General features: G+C 64.9%; 14 protein-coding genes. 11 read left to right on the top strand and 3 right to left on the bottom strand.

Annotation, left to right across the window (positions count from 1 at the left end; all coding sequences use genetic code 11):
• Nucleotides 1-29: 29 nt before the first annotated feature.
• The 3 genes from QCE64_RS16710 to QCE64_RS16700 are packed head-to-tail and all read left to right on the top strand — an operon-like array spanning nucleotide 30 to nucleotide 4308.
• On the top strand, nucleotides 30-2822 hold the full coding sequence (locus QCE64_RS16710) for a molybdopterin cofactor-binding domain-containing protein (RefSeq protein WP_310004910.1): 2793 nt from the start codon (nucleotides 30-32) through the stop codon (nucleotides 2820-2822).
• The gene (locus tag QCE64_RS16705) at nucleotides 2819-3346 is read left to right on the top strand and encodes a 2Fe-2S iron-sulfur cluster-binding protein (RefSeq protein ID WP_309921385.1); all 528 of its coding nucleotides are present in this window, start codon (nucleotides 2819-2821) and stop codon (nucleotides 3344-3346) included. The genes QCE64_RS16710 and QCE64_RS16705 overlap by 4 nt, the downstream gene beginning before the upstream one ends.
• A complete protein-coding gene (locus QCE64_RS16700; protein ID WP_309921383.1) occupies nucleotides 3343-4308 on the top strand; it encodes a hypothetical protein in 966 nt (321 codons plus the stop codon). The genes QCE64_RS16705 and QCE64_RS16700 overlap by 4 nt, the downstream gene beginning before the upstream one ends.
• Nucleotides 4309-4326: 18 nt before the next feature.
• Here QCE64_RS16700 and QCE64_RS16695 read toward each other — a convergent pair whose 3' ends face one another.
• Entirely contained in the window at nucleotides 4327-5484 is a 1158-nt protein-coding gene (locus tag QCE64_RS16695) for an epoxide hydrolase (RefSeq protein ID WP_310004908.1), read from the bottom strand.
• Nucleotides 5485-5678: 194 nt separating this feature from the next.
• Here QCE64_RS16695 and QCE64_RS16690 point away from each other — a divergent pair, with 194 nt between their 5' ends.
• Nucleotides 5679-6488, top strand: a complete 810-nt coding sequence (locus QCE64_RS16690; protein ID WP_309921376.1) for a class II aldolase/adducin family protein — start codon at nucleotides 5679-5681, stop codon at nucleotides 6486-6488.
• 98 nt (nucleotides 6489-6586) lie between these two features.
• On the top strand, nucleotides 6587-7891 hold the full coding sequence (locus tag QCE64_RS16685; RefSeq protein WP_309921372.1) for an MFS transporter: 1305 nt from the start codon (nucleotides 6587-6589) through the stop codon (nucleotides 7889-7891).
• 20 nt (nucleotides 7892-7911) lie between these two features.
• Here QCE64_RS16685 and QCE64_RS16680 read toward each other — a convergent pair whose 3' ends face one another.
• Nucleotides 7912-8823: a LysR family transcriptional regulator gene (locus QCE64_RS16680; RefSeq protein WP_309905350.1), complete on the bottom strand. Its 912-nt coding sequence runs from the start codon at nucleotides 8821-8823 to the stop codon at nucleotides 7912-7914.
• A gap of 130 nt (nucleotides 8824-8953) precedes the next feature.
• Between QCE64_RS16680 and QCE64_RS16675 the strand changes: the two genes are divergently transcribed.
• The 6 genes from QCE64_RS16675 to QCE64_RS16650 all read left to right on the top strand — a co-directional run bounded on the left by QCE64_RS16675 (nucleotide 8954) and on the right by QCE64_RS16650 (nucleotide 12700).
• Complete coding sequence (locus tag QCE64_RS16675; RefSeq protein WP_309921370.1) at nucleotides 8954-9175, top strand: ParD-like family protein; 222 nt, start codon at nucleotides 8954-8956, stop codon at nucleotides 9173-9175.
• Entirely contained in the window at nucleotides 9172-9939 is a 768-nt protein-coding gene (gene map, locus QCE64_RS16670) for a type I methionyl aminopeptidase (RefSeq protein WP_310004906.1), read from the top strand. Before QCE64_RS16675 ends, map begins: the two co-directional genes overlap by 4 nt.
• Before the next feature lie 180 nt (nucleotides 9940-10119).
• Entirely contained in the window at nucleotides 10120-10788 is a 669-nt protein-coding gene (locus QCE64_RS16665) for an arylsulfatase (protein ID WP_309921363.1), read from the top strand.
• Nucleotides 10788-11492 (top strand): substrate-binding domain-containing protein, encoded by a 705-nt coding sequence (locus QCE64_RS16660; protein ID WP_310004904.1) that lies wholly within the window; start codon nucleotides 10788-10790, stop codon nucleotides 11490-11492. Before QCE64_RS16665 ends, QCE64_RS16660 begins: the two co-directional genes overlap by 1 nt.
• A 6-nt stretch (nucleotides 11493-11498) precedes the next feature.
• A complete protein-coding gene (locus QCE64_RS16655; RefSeq protein WP_309921357.1) occupies nucleotides 11499-11921 on the top strand; it encodes a RidA family protein in 423 nt (140 codons plus the stop codon).
• Entirely contained in the window at nucleotides 11918-12700 is a 783-nt protein-coding gene (locus QCE64_RS16650) for a TIM barrel protein (RefSeq protein WP_310004901.1), read from the top strand. The genes QCE64_RS16655 and QCE64_RS16650 overlap by 4 nt, the downstream gene beginning before the upstream one ends.
• 12 nt (nucleotides 12701-12712) lie before the next feature.
• Here the strand turns inward: QCE64_RS16650 and QCE64_RS16645 are convergent, their stop codons facing one another.
• Complete coding sequence (locus tag QCE64_RS16645) at nucleotides 12713-13675, bottom strand: LysR substrate-binding domain-containing protein (RefSeq protein WP_310004899.1); 963 nt, start codon at nucleotides 13673-13675, stop codon at nucleotides 12713-12715.
• Nucleotides 13676-13710: the final 35 nt, after the last annotated feature.

Genomic DNA, 13710 nt, shown 5'->3' with positions numbered 1-13710 from the left:
GTTGCGAAGAACCCTGTGTCGAGGGCAGCATGGACGGTCGATTTCCGGTTACACGGCGGGTGTTCCTCAAGGCTGTCGGCGGCGGCGCCGCGACGGTCACGGTCAGCGGAATCGGGTCGCTGCTGGACGGTTGCGCGACGCACGCCGTCGATGACGCGTCGCCACGAACCGCCGACAACGCTTGGCCGACGCATGCCGGCAACCCCGACTGGGCGCCGGAACCCGGCAAGGCGCGCTGGCGGATCGAGGGCGTGAGCAAGGTCACGGGCGCGAAGGTCTATGCGCGCGACTTCAAGGCCGCCGACTTCGATGGCTGGCCCAAGGAAGAAAACTGGCTGTACGCGCTGCGCTGCGATCGCGTCGATCAGGTCATCGACGATTTCGACCTGAGCATGCTGCCCGGCGCGTTGAAGCCGCTCGTGGTCATCACCAGCGAGACGCTTGCAGAACACAAGATCCCTTCTTCCGCCGACAGCAGCGGCATCGGTCACGCAGCCGCCGAGTTGTTCGCGCGACGATCCGCGCCGGCAGGATGCTATGGACAGCCGGTCGCATTGCTGATCTTCGAGAACTTCGACATCTATCGCCGGGCGAAGAAAATCCTCGACTTCAATCCCGCCGTCATCCGCTACGGCGCAATGAAACCCGATGCCGTCACGCCGTATCCCACGCTGAGTCCGGATGCCTTCAAGAACAGCAAGATCTACGTCCGGAACGACGCAAACGGCGTCTGGAACACCAACATGCAGCCCGACGACAACGGCAATCCGACGCAGGCGTTCAAGGAGGTCGCGCGTGACGAACGCGAGGTCATCCTTGACCTGGCCCGGGCGCAGGTCCGGAAGGGAAATTGGCTGCAATTCGGCGCCACGGACGGACACATCTTCCAGACCCCCGCGATGGACCCGGTGTTCATGGAGCCGGAATCGGGCCTCGCGTGGTTCAACCCGGACACGGGCGTCATGAAGATGGTGCTGGGCACGCAATCGCCGCGTGACGATGGCTTCAGCGTCAGTGATCTGCTGAAGCCCAGCGACCTCCCGCTCGATCACGTCGATATCATTGCCTGCTATCCCGGCGGCGGCTTCGGCGGGCGCGACAAGTCGCCGTTTCCTGCCTACCTTGGGCTGGCCGCGCGCTTCGCCAGGGCGCCGTTGCGCTGGCAGCTGTCGCGTTACGAACAGTTTCAAGTGGGCTTGAAGCGCACCGAGTCGAGATTCGAGGAAACCATCTGGCTCGATCACGGCGGGAAGATCCAGGCGCTCAGCAGCCGCTTCCTGCTCAACTCCGGTGGCAGGCAAAACTTGACGGGCGCGGTCGGCGACCTCGCGGCAATGAGCGCGATGAGCTGCTATGACATTCCGCGCGCCAGCGCCGAAGGCGCCACCTTCTTCTCGCCGGAAATCTATGGCGGCTCGCAGCGTGGCTTCGGCGGTCCGCAGGCCTTCATGGCCATCGAGACCCTGCTCGACGAAGCGGCTCACGCGCTCGGCAAATCGCCCTTCGAGATTCGCCGCATGAACCTGCTTGGCACGCCGGGAAGCCGGACCATCACGGGCGGAAAAATCCTCTTCGATCTCCAGTTGAACCAGCATCTGAGGCAGCTGGAAACGCATCCGCTCTGGACCGGACGCGCGCGGATACGCAGCGCGCGCGCGAAGGACGGGTTGCGCTATGGCGTCGGCTTCGCAATGTCCAATCAGGCCTATGGCACGGCAAAGGATGGCGTGTTCGCGCTGGTGGAGATCAGCCAGACGACGGGCGTGCGCGTGGTGACGCACTACACCGACATGGGCAACGGCGCGGCCACCACGCTGGCGCTCGCGCCGGCCCGGCATCTCGGCCGCAATGCACAGCAGATCAGGATGAGCGACGCGGCCGTATTCATTGCCATCAAGGATTACGACGCCAGCCAATCCGGCCTCTGGAGCAAGTTCCGCAACGCCAAGGGGCTCGGCGGGCCATTCGGATCGTCGAGCGCGTGCCTCGGCGCGTTCCATCACGTCCAGGCGGTCGATCGCGCGGCGTTGACGTTGATGCTCCAGAGCGTCCTGCCGGCCGCGCGCGCGATCTGGCGCGACGACAAGGTCCCGTTCGGCGATCTGAAGTGGATCGAAGGGAATCTCACCGCTCCGGGACGTGAGCCGCTGACCTGGTCCAGGCTGCTCGACGCCATCAACCGCCAGGGCCTGCATACCGTTGCCGCCGCCCACCTCACCTACGCGGGCGACTTCTGGAAGAGCAACTATGTCTTCACGTCGGGCGTGACGATGATGGACTGCGATTTCATCGCCACGGGGCCGAGCGTCAGCGAACTGCGCCCCGTGACGCACGGTGTCCTGCGCGAGCCGAAGGAGATCATCGTCGGCTATGGACGAACCAACTATGCGCCGGCGGCGGCGCTCGTGTCCGTTGCGGTGGATGCGCAAACGGGCGGCGTCAAGGTCGAGCAGGTCGTGAGCACGCTGAGCGCCGGGCGGCTGTTGTGTCCGGAGATCGTCAGCGGACAGTCGCATGGCGCAGTGGCGATGGCGCTCAGCAACGTGCTGACCGAAGCCTGCCCTCCCGGACCGAAGGGTCCGGGCAACGGCAGATGGAATCTGGACCAGTACCGGATCATGAGCATGCAGGAGGCGCCCAGGCAGGAACTCCATACGCTCGATCCGCCCGACGACGGTCAGCAACACGCGGCGCGCGGCATCGGCGAAGCGGTCATGTGTCCGATCGCGCCCGCGCTGCTCAACGCGCTCGCGATGGCGACGGGACATCGCTTCAGGCAGACGCCGGTGACGCCGGCCGTGATCCGCGAGGCCCTCAAGTGAACGGCGCCGTCATCAGGCTGCACGTCAACGGCCAGCCACGCACCGTCAGCGCCGACGATGCCGACATGAGCCTCGCCGATTATCTGCACGAGCGCCTCGACCTGACGGGCACGAAGGTCTGCTGCGGGATCGGCGTGTGCCGCGCGTGCACGGTCGGCATTCGCAACCGGCCGGATGCGCTGCTGGAGAAGACGCTTGCGTGCGTCACCACGGTCAGCACGCTGGCGAATCAGCACGTCTATACGGTCGAGAGCCTGGCACAGGGCAACCGGCTCGCGCCGCTTCAGCAGAGTTTTCTGGAGGCGTTCGCGTTCCAGTGCGGCTACTGCACGCCCGGCTTCCTGATGGCCGCGACCGCCATGCTGGAGCATCTCGGCCAGTACGGCGCGTCCGTCGAACGGATCGACGACGCGATCGATACATGGGTCGGCGGCAACCTGTGCCGCTGCACCGGCTACGTCAGGTACAAGGAAGCGATCCGACGGGTCGCGCAGGCGAAGGTCAAGGGTGGAGCGGGATCATGAGGCTCGCGCTCGTCATTGCTGCGGTGGCGGTGGTGGCTATGGCGCTTGCCGCTGAAGCCGCTCCGCCGCAGCAGCAGGGCATCCTCGACTATGGTGCGCAGTGCTCGCGGGAAATCGGCGAGATTCCGCCATTCGATTGCGCCAGCGGCACCGAGATACCCGTGACCGTCGACGGCAGGCGGATCGGGCTGGACGAACGCCCCACCCGTTGCGACCGCCCGTCGCTGCTTTATCCTCGGGATGACAAGGTGCAGCAGTGCCTGCCCGGCGCGAGGATTCTCGATCTGTCGCGCGGGGCGACGCAGATTTCCGCCTATTGCCGCAAGAACGATCCCAGCAATACCGTTGCGGCCCGTTTCGACGAGGTCGTGATCGTGCTGCATCACACGGGGAACGGCAAGACGTGCTGGTTTGCGTCGAAGGATCCGCCCGATCCGAAGATGGGCTGGGACACGTCGCGCGTGCCGCCGCCCGACGAGAAGACGCCGCCCGCGGCGAAGCTGGCGGCGGTCGAGTTCTGGCAGACGCCGGGCATCCTGGCCGGCAAGAATCCCAACTGCATTCAATGCCACGATGCCGGGCCGTTCATCATGAGCCCGTTCATCGCGCAGGTGTGGGACAAGGTGCCGACCGATCCGTGGGGCAAGTATTCGAGCATCGGACCGGCTTTCCAGATGGAGCGTCTGAAGACGATGAGCACGCCGGGCAATACGTGTGTCGGCTGCCACCGGATCGGCACGAAGCAGACTTGCGAGGTCTTTCTCGGGCTCTCGGCAGGCGGGCACGCACCGGGTAACGGTCCGCTCGCCGATCGCTTTCCGCTGAGCCACTGGATGCCCACGGATACCAATTTGAGTGAAGCGCAGTGGAAAGCCGCGCATCACGATTCCATCGACGCGCTGCAAGCCTGCTGCCGTGACCGGACCACGCCCGGCTGCACCTTCACGCCGATGCCGAGATGACTGGGCGCAAGCGCCTGCTCAGGTCGCGCGCAACGGCCTGAAGAATGCGCGGATCTCTTCCGCGAGCAAGGCCGGCTGTTCGAGCGCGGCGAAGTGTCCGCCGCGCGGCATGGCGTTCCAGCGCTGCACATCGAAGACGCGTTCGAGCCACGAACGCGGCGGCATCGGCAACTCGCGCGGAAACAGCGCGACGCCGAGCGGTGTCGCCACGCGTTCCGCGGGATCGAAGCTCAGCGGCTGACGGCGGTTCTCCTTGTAGATGCGATACGACGCATCGAGCATGTGGCCGAACCAGTAGAGGGACACGTCGGTCAGCACGTCGTCGAGCGTGAATGCACGTTCGATGTCGCCGTCGCAATCGCTCCAGGCGCGGAACTTCTCGACGATCCACGCGGCGAGGCCGACGGGTGAGTCGGTCATCGCATAGGCGAGCGTGAGGGGCTTCGTGCTCTGCAAGGCGGCATACGCGCCTTCGGCTGAGGCCCATGCGGCGATGGTGTCGAGATAGGCCTGTTCGTCTGCATTTGGAGGAGGCAGGTCCGGGGCAAGCGCCGGACGGTAACTGGCGGGGATGTAGTTGACATGGGCACCGACGACATCGTCCGGGAAACGGCGCGCCAGCCACAAGGAGACCGCTGCGCCGATGTCGCCGCCTTGCGTGCCGAAGCGTTGGTAGCCGAGGCCGTGCATCAGCCCGCGCCATAGTCCGGCGATGTGGCGCGCACTGCAACCGGGGCTGGCCGGTGGCGCTGAAAAACCGAAACCCGGCAGAGATGGCACGACGACGTGGAACGCATCGGCCGCATTGCCGCCGTGCGCGGCGGGGTCCGTCAGCAGTGGAATGATCCGCTCCATTTCGATGAAGGAACCGGGCCAGCCATGCGTCAGGATCAGCGGCATGGGCGCGGGGCCTTGGCCAGACCGATGGATGAAGTGGATGTCCTGGCCGTCGATGGTCGCCTGGAACTGCGGCAGACGGTTCAGGCGGGCTTCCTGGGCGCGCCAGTCGAAATGGTTGAGCCAGTGGTTTGAAAGGCGTTGCAGGTAGGCGAGGCTCGTGCCGTCTTCCCAGTCGTCCGCATCGAGCGAGGATGGCCAACGGGTCTGGCGCAGGCGCTGTTTGAGGTCGTCGAGCCGGGCCTCGGGGATGGCGATGGTGAAGGGGCGCGGGTTCATGGCGCGGTGCGGGCGTGGGCTGGAGCGGAGGTCAGCTTAGCGGGTTTCGGGGCGTCGCGTCCGGGGGGCGCACCGCCCCGCCTCAGGGTTTTCCACTCCCACGCCACTGCATAAAACCTATTCCCCCCGCCCCCTGAATCCCTCGAAACTCCGCTCCTATACTGGCTCCTCACCCCACACGAGGAGACGTATCGATGCTGATGGACGCCAAGGATTCGATCTACAGTCCCACGCAAAACGGCCTGATCTTCCCGCAGGAACCCAGCTTCGCCAGTTCCGCCGAAGAACGCCGTTATCGCAAGGAACATCTCGCCGCCGCGTGCCGGATCTTCGCCCGGCACGGCTTCAGCTTCGGCTTCGGAGGCCATCTGACGGTGCGCGATCCCGAACACCCCGACCTCTTCTGGACCAATCCGATGTGCGTGCCGTGGTCGCGCACGAAGACCTCGCAGCTCGTCCTCGTCGATCACTCGGGCACCGTGATCGAAGGCCAATACGCGGTGAATCGCGCGGGCTACGTGCTGCATTCCGCGATCCACGCCGATAACCCCGACATCATCGGCTCATGCCATGCACACACCGTCCACGGCGATGCGTGGGCCGCGATGGGCAAGCCGCTCGACTACGTGACCCAGGATGCCTGCATGTTCTACGGCAGCCATGCCGTGGTCCGCGACGGCGCGGGCAAGGTGCCGGTGGCGGACGAATCGGGCAATCCGATCGCGCGCGCCTTCCACGATCACAAGGCCATCATTCACCAGAACCACGGCCTGCTGACGGCGAGCCGCCACAGCATCGACGATGCCGTGTGGACCTTCATCGCGCTCGATCACTGCTGCAGGATGCAGTTGCTGATGGACGCGACCGAATCGCGTCCGGTCGAGATCGACCCGAAGTTCGCGGAGTATTCGCATCAGCATCTGGGCAATTCGTTCATCAGCTGGCTGCACTTCCAGACCATGCTCTACGAGATCAACGAACAGGAGCCCGATTACCTCGACTGAAGCACCGGCGTTCCCCCAGTACATCGGCGGCATGAGCGATCCTGCACGTCGCGCATGCCGCACGAAAGCGCTCGAGAATACTTAAATCGGAGACATGCATGGAAGCGCTCTATGGTGAAGACACCGTCCGGCAGACAGACACGAGCCGCACGTATTACCGCGCCTACTGGCGGCTCCTGCCGCTGCTGCTGATCTGTTATCTGGTCGCCTATCTGGACCGCGTCAACGTCGGTTTCGCGAAGCTGCAGATGCTCGACGCGCTGCACTTCGACGACGCCATCTACGGCCTCGGCTCAGGCATCTTCTTCGCAGGCTATTTCTTCTTCGAGGTGCCCAGCAATCTCGTCATGCGCAAGGTGGGCGCGCGCAAGTGGATCGCGCGCATCATGCTGACCTGGGGCGTGATCTCGGCGGCGATGATCTTCGTCAAGACGCCCACCATGTTCTACGTCGCGCGCTTTCTGCTCGGCGCCGCCGAAGCCGGCTTCGCGCCCGCCATCATGTATCTGCTCACGCTCTGGTTCCCCGCGCGCTATCGCGGCCGCGCGATGTCCATCTACGTGATGGGCGCACCGCTCGCGTTCGTCGTCGGCGGGCCGATCTCGGGCTATATCCTGCACGCGTTCACCGGAAACGAGCATCTCGCGGCATGGCAATGGCTGTTCCTGATCGAAGCCATTCCGGCTGTCGCGCTGGCCTTCATCGTGCTCGCCTTCCTCGACGACGATCCCGCGCACTCACGCTGGATCAGCGAAGAAGAACGCCAGAACGTGCTCGCCGAACTGCGCGCGGAAAACGCCGGCAAGGTCGATCATTCGAGCGTGCGCGCGTTCCTCGCCAATCGCAAGCTGTGGGAGTTCTGCGGCATCTACTTCTGCCTCATCATGGGCCTCTACGCGCTGGGCTTCTGGATGCCCTCGCTCATCAAGCGCAGCGGCGTGATCGATCCCTTCGCCATCGGGCTCTATTCGGCCGTACCCAACATCTTTGCGGCCATCGCGCTGTATGTGTCGAACCGCAGCGCCGACCGCACCGGCGGACGCCGCGTGCACTTCGCGCTGTTCATGCTGATCGGCGCGGCAGGACTCGCGGCCAGCATGTGGTTCTCGGCAGGACCGCTCGTGACGACAGCCTGTCTCTCCGTCGCCGCCGCGGGCGTCTACTCGTGCATCGCACTGTTCTGGGCCTTGCCGACGAGTCTCTTCGTCGGAGCATCGGTGGCCGCCGCGCTCGCGTTCATCAATTCGGTAGGGAACATCGCCGGCTTCGTGTCGCCGTATCTCGTCGGCATGCTCAACGTGATGGCCGGGCACGCGGAGGTCGGCATGTACGTGATCTCCGCGTTTCTCGTGCTCGGCGGAGCGATGACCATGCGCCTGCCGAAGACGCTCGACGACCGCTGACCGCTGACGTCACCTTGCGCTCAGGCGGCCCACGGCGGCCGCCTGAGCCGCTCCGCCACATGGTCGATGAACGCCCGCACCCGTGGATGCAGCGACGCATCGCGCGGATACAGCGCATAGATGGCGGTCTCGTCGCTGGGCTGGAAGTCAGTGAGGAGCGGCACGAGCATCTTGCTGCGGATCGACGGCAGCACCATGTGCTCCGCCATGCGCGTGATGCCGACGCCCGCCAGGCACATGTTCACCGAACTCACGCCGCTGCTCGTCTGGAAGTTGCCGTTGATGAGCATGGAGGTACGCTCGCCGTCGATCATGAACGGCCAGTGGTTCAGATGATCCATCGGCGGTTCCCACATCAGGCAGTTGTGCCGGGCGAGATCGGCGGGCACTGAAGGCACGCCGTGCCGCGCAATGTACAAGGGCGACGCGGTGACCACGCGTTGCAGATGACACAGCTTGCGGCTCACGAGGTTCGAGTCCTGCAGGCTGCCCATGCGTATCGCGACATCGAAGCCTTCGCCGATGATGTCCGCAAGCGTGTCCGATAAAGAGAGCCGCACGCGCAGCCCCGGATAGCGTTCGAGAAAACCGGGAATGAGCGGCACGATCTGATCCATGCCGAACGAGGTCGCCACCGTCACGCGAATGCCGCCGGTCATGTCCTGACTGGCGCGCGCAAGCTGCGCCTCGGCGGTATCGATGTCATCGAGCACGCGCCGGCACAGCGCGAGGTACTGGTGCCCTTCCTGCGTCACCTGAAGACTGCGCGTGGAGCGCCGCAACAGCGCGACGCCGAGGCGCTTCTCCAGCGCCGACACGGCGCGGCTGACATACGGCTGCTGGAGATCGAGCAGGAGCGCCGCGGCGGTGAAGCCGCCGCTTTCCGCGACGGCCTTGAAGATCTTCATTTCGACGAGACGTTCGTCCTTCATGTTCGCTATGCACGCTCGAGCGGGATCAAAGCGAGCATCTTAGCCAGCGGCCGCATGCCGTTCTACCGGGACTTGCACTGCCCTCTGCTTCAATATACGATTCGTATATGTTTCATATAAGGAGAAGAGCATGGGCATCGTCAATATCGACGACGATCTGCACGACCAGATCCGCAAGGCCAGCGCCGTGTCGTGCCGGTCCATCAATGCGCAAGCGGCTTTCTGGATCAAGGCCGGCATGTTGTGCGAGATGAATCCGGGCATGACGCTCAACGAGATCGTCGCGCGGGAATTGCGCGCGGCGGGCGTGGTCGCCGAGTCCGCCGGGCTTGCCGGAGTCGCGCCAGCGTGACCAGGCGTCCCGAGGAAATCGCCTTGCTCGCCGAGTCGGGCAGGCTGCTGGCGCTGGTATTCGGTCACCTGGACCGCCTGGATCTGACCGGCATGTCGACGATGCAGGTCAACGATCGGGTAGACAGCCTCATCGTCGATGAACTGAGCGCGCGCCCTGCAAGCAAGGGGCAGTATGGCTATGCCTACGCGCTCAACGCATCCCGCAACGACGTGGTGTGCCATGGCGTTCCGTCGCACGCGGAGATTCTGCAGAGCGGCGACATCGTCAACTTCGACATCACGCTCGAGAAGAACGGCTATATCGCGGATTCGAGCAAGACCTATCTGGTCGGCGATGTCGCAGCGCCCGCCAGGCGGCTCGTGCAGGTGACCTATGAAGCCATGTGGAAAGGCATCAAGGCGGTGCGGCCCGGCGCGACGCTCGGCGACATCGGTCATGCCATCGAGCGGCATGCCCGCAGGAACGGCTATACGGTGGTCAGGGAGTATTGCGGGCACGGCATCGGCCGGGAGATGCATGAAGATCCGCAAGTGCTGCACTGGGGCCGGCCGCGAACCGGCCTGCGCTTGCAGGAAGGCATGGTGTTCACCATCGAACCGATGCTCAATCAAGGGCGCTCCGCCGTGTGGACCGGGAAGGATGGCTGGACCGTCCTCACCCGCGACGGTCAGCTCTCCGCGCAGTTCGAGCACACCGTCGCGGTGACGCGCAATGGCGTGCGTGTGCTGACCTTGCGAGCCGAGGAAACGCGCCTGCACTGAACAGGACTTCACGCGACACCCCGCCTCGGCACGGCGGTCGAGTGCTGACGCCTTCGCCCCGGTGACATCGACTCAACACCTGTTGCGTTTTTTGAGTTTGAGCGGCCACACGCGGGCCGGTACGCTGGGATGAGTTGCCGGACGCCTGATCCGGCGCCCGCACCCGGCGCACCGATCTCCATGAAACTCGACCATTCCATCGTGCTCCTGCACGCGACGCCCGTCGCGATCGCGCCGATTCAGGCCGCGTTCGCTACTGACTGGCCCAAAGCGAAACTGAGCAATCTCCTCGACGATGGCCTGACGGCCGCACGCGGCAAGAGCCGGGACCTGGACGGCGCGCTGCGGCAGCGCTTCGTCCGCCTCGCGCGCTATGGCTGCGAGACCGGCGCCGATGCCGTGCTCGCCACCTGCTCGGCCTTCGGTCCCGCCATCGAGGCAGCGGATGCCGAGTTGCCCATTCCGGTCTGCAAGCCGAACACGGCGATGTTCGCGGACGCGCTGGCACAAGGCCAAAGCATCGCGATGCTCGCGACCTTCGCGCCCGCGTTGCCGACGATGGTCACGGAATTCTTCGAGGAAGCCGAACGCAGCAATCCGGGCGCGACGCTTTCGACGTTCGTGGTCGACGATGCGATCGACTGCCTGCGCGCCGGCGATGCCGCGACACACAACCGTCTCGTCGCGGACAAGGCCGCGAGCCTGCATGGCTACGACGCGATCATGCTCGCGCACTTCTCGACGGCACAGGCCCTCGATGCCGTCACGGCCGTTGCGGCGTGTCCGGTGTTTTCGGCGCCGCGCAGTGCGATCGCGCATCTGAAAAGACGGCTTGGCGTGTCCTGCTGATGAATCAGATCCCCGACTCTTCGTTTTCGCTGATGAGCACGCTGGCTGTGAAACGCGCGCTCGTCGATACGGTGATCCCTTCCTTCGAGGCTGAACACGGAATCGAAGTGCAGCCGCTCTTCGATCCCACCAACGTGCTGCAACAGCGCATCTCGGACGGCACACGGGCGGACGTGCTGATCGCGACACGCGCCGGCGTGCAGCGTCTCGCGGAAGACGGGATCGTTGCAGCGCCAAGCGTGCGTGCGCTGGTCAGGACCGGCGTCGGCGTGGCAGTTGCCGGAGATGTGGCCCTGCCGTCCCTGCACAACGTCGATGCATTGCGCACGCTGCTCCTCGACGCGCGTTCGGTCGCCTACTCGCAAACAGGCGCGAGCGGCGTGTATTTTTCGTCGCTGCTTCGGAGACTGGGCATCGCGGAACAGGTCGATGCGCGCGCAACCATCATCGAGAAAGGCCTGACGGGCGAATGCATCCTGCGCGGCGAGGCGGATGTCGCGATCCAGCAGATGAGCGAACTGGCGATGGTGAACGGCATCGCGCTCGCCGGTCCCTTGCCTGAAGAGGTACAGCACTACACCGATTTCGATGTCGCAATGTTCGACGCCAGCGCCGGCCTGCCAGCGAGCGCCGCGTTCGTCGAAGCCTTGTTCTCTGCCACGGCCCGTCGCGCTTATGCGCGCTTCGGCCTCACTGTCTTCTGACTACTCATGGACCCCGACAAGCACACGCCCAGTTCACTCATCACGCCCGTCACCGTGTTCGGCAATCTCGCGTTCGTGAGCGGCCAGTTGCCGCGCCAGAATGGCGTCGTGATGTATTCGGGCAAGGTCGGCGCCGACCTGTCCGTGGACGATGCCCGCCACGCCGCCGCACTGTGCGCGCAGGCTTGTCTCGATGCCCTCGCCCAAGCGCTGAATGACGACGCGCGCGTTGCACGGATCGTGAAGATCACGGGATTCGTCGCCTCCGCGCCGGATTTCACGCAGCAAGGCGCGGTGATCGACGGCGCATCGCGCGTGCTGATCGATGCTCTCGGCGAGCGCGGCCGGCACGCGCGCAGTGCAATCGGCGTGCAGCAGTTGCCGCATGGAGCCGCGGTGGAAGTCGAGATGATCGTGGGACTGACATGAAGCGCCGCTTCGCCGCGAATCTCAAATGGCTGTTCACCGAACTGCCGTTCATGGAACGCTTCGAAGCGGCGGCGCGGCAAGGCTTCGAAGCAGTCGAGTACGCCTCGCCCTATGAATATGCGCCGCCCGAACTTCGACGCGAACTTGAACGCTGGAACCTGACCCAGGTGCTGATCAACACGCCCGCGGCGCAGCCGGGCACGACCGGCGCGAACGGCCATGCGTGCCTGCCAGACCATGTCGAGGTGTTCCGCGAAGGCATCGATCAGGCGCTCGACTACGCCGACGCTCTCGGCTGCGGTCTGATCCATCTGCTTGCCGGAAAGCGGCCGGATACGTGCCCACAAGAAGAAGCCGAAGCGGTCTTCCGAGACAACCTCGCATGGGCGTCTGAGCGGGCATCGGGAACGCACGTGACCTTCGTGCTCGAATGCCTGAATCAGCAGGACGTGCCCGGCTACTTTCTTCACAGCCTCGACCACGCGAGCACGTTCCTGCAACGCAATGTCAGGCTGCTGTTCGATTGCTATCACGCTGGCATGAGCGGCGTAGACGTGGCACGCGAGTTCACCACGCATCAGGAAAACATCGCGCATATCCAGATAGCCGATCTGCCGGGCCGCCATGAACCCGGATCAGGCCGTCTGCCGTGGCGCGCGATCCTGTGCGCCATCGACGACAGTGCCTATGCCGGATGGATCGGTTGCGAATACCGTCCGCGTACGACGACGCTCGCGGGCCTCGACTGGCGCAACGACTTCCCGGCTACAGCAAGCTGAGCCGCGCGGCGCTCAGAACATCGTCCGCAGGTGCGCGGTCTCGAGTGCCGCGCGCAACCACTTCTCGAACACGGCGGCCTCGGCCGAGTTGCGCAGGCTCGAAGACCGCAGCAGGTAGTACGAGATATTGTCGACGTGATACTTCGGGTCTGGAAACGGCTCGATCAGGCGTCCGTCGCGCAACTCCTCTTCCGCGAGAATCTCGCTCTCCAGCACCACGCCCAATCCCTCGACTGCGGCCTCGATCGCCATGGCCGAACGGTCGAGCCACAAGTCGTGCGCCGGCTTGACGACCAGATTGCCCACACGGCGAAAATAATCCACCCAGTTCAGCGGATTGTTGGAATGGATCAGCGTCGCCCTGGCGAGATCGCGCGGACTTTCCAGCGCGAGTTCGCGGGCCAATTGCGGACTGCACAGCGGTCTCAGCCGTTCGACCAGCAGCGGCTCGGCCAGCTTGAGACCGGGCGTTTGCGGACCGTGCGCGATGGCGATGTCGTAGCGGTTGGAATCGAGTTCGTGGGTATGCAGCGTGGCGAGGCGCACGCGGAACAGCGGATTGGCCTTCAGGAAGGTTTGCAGGCGCGGCTGCAGCCACTTGACCGAAAAGCTGTTGGGCACGGCAATCGCCAGATAGCCGCCGCAGGACTGCGGCGCCAGCGCATTGGTCGCGTTCGCGATCAGGCCGAACGCCTTCTCGAGTTCGCGCGCATACGAACGGCCGGCGACGGTCAGCACCGCGCGGCCCGCATGGCGCTGGAACAGCGGCACGCCGAGGAAGTCTTCGAGTTGCTGGATATGGTGGCTGACGGCGGAGGTCGTGATGCCGATCTCGTCCGCGCCCTGCGTGAAACTGCCATGACGCGCGGCGGCCTCGAAGGCAATCAGGGACTTGAGCGGCGGAAAGCGCACACGGCGCGCATCGGCTGCCGTATCCGCCGGTTCGCCGTTCTTCTTCCTCGACTCAGCCGTCATGAACCTGTCCTTCGCTTTTCGATGACGGCCAGCAT

The organism is Caballeronia sp. LZ043 (genome assembly GCF_031451075.1).
GTDB lineage: Bacteria > Pseudomonadota > Gammaproteobacteria > Burkholderiales > Burkholderiaceae > Caballeronia.
The sequence above is the reverse complement of the archived record's forward strand: the minus strand, read 5'-3'. Positions and strand labels throughout refer to the sequence as shown.

What these genes read in the sequence shown, in the direction of transcription:
- QCE64_RS16710 (WP_310004910.1), top strand. Translation starts at nt 30, where the DNA reads ATGGACGGTCGATTTCCGGTTACACGGCGGGTGTTCCTCAAGGCTGTC.
- QCE64_RS16655 (WP_309921357.1), top strand. Translation starts at nt 11,499, where the DNA reads ATGGACCCCGACAAGCACACGCCCAGTTCACTCATCACGCCCGTCACC.
- QCE64_RS16665 (WP_309921363.1), top strand. Translation starts at nt 10,120, where the DNA reads ATGAAACTCGACCATTCCATCGTGCTCCTGCACGCGACGCCCGTCGCG.
- QCE64_RS16685 (WP_309921372.1), top strand. Translation starts at nt 6,587, where the DNA reads ATGGAAGCGCTCTATGGTGAAGACACCGTCCGGCAGACAGACACGAGC.
- QCE64_RS16680 (WP_309905350.1), bottom strand. Translation starts at nt 8,823, where the DNA reads ATGAAGGACGAACGTCTCGTCGAAATGAAGATCTTCAAGGCCGTCGCG.
- QCE64_RS16695 (WP_310004908.1), bottom strand. Translation starts at nt 5,484, where the DNA reads ATGAACCCGCGCCCCTTCACCATCGCCATCCCCGAGGCCCGGCTCGAC.
- QCE64_RS16700 (WP_309921383.1), top strand. Translation starts at nt 3,343, where the DNA reads ATGAGGCTCGCGCTCGTCATTGCTGCGGTGGCGGTGGTGGCTATGGCG.
- QCE64_RS16645 (WP_310004899.1), bottom strand. Translation starts at nt 13,675, where the DNA reads ATGACGGCTGAGTCGAGGAAGAAGAACGGCGAACCGGCGGATACGGCA.
- QCE64_RS16675 (WP_309921370.1), top strand. Translation starts at nt 8,954, where the DNA reads ATGGGCATCGTCAATATCGACGACGATCTGCACGACCAGATCCGCAAG.
- QCE64_RS16690 (WP_309921376.1), top strand. Translation starts at nt 5,679, where the DNA reads ATGCTGATGGACGCCAAGGATTCGATCTACAGTCCCACGCAAAACGGC.
- QCE64_RS16650 (WP_310004901.1), top strand. Translation starts at nt 11,918, where the DNA reads ATGAAGCGCCGCTTCGCCGCGAATCTCAAATGGCTGTTCACCGAACTG.
- QCE64_RS16660 (WP_310004904.1), top strand. Translation starts at nt 10,788, where the DNA reads ATGAATCAGATCCCCGACTCTTCGTTTTCGCTGATGAGCACGCTGGCT.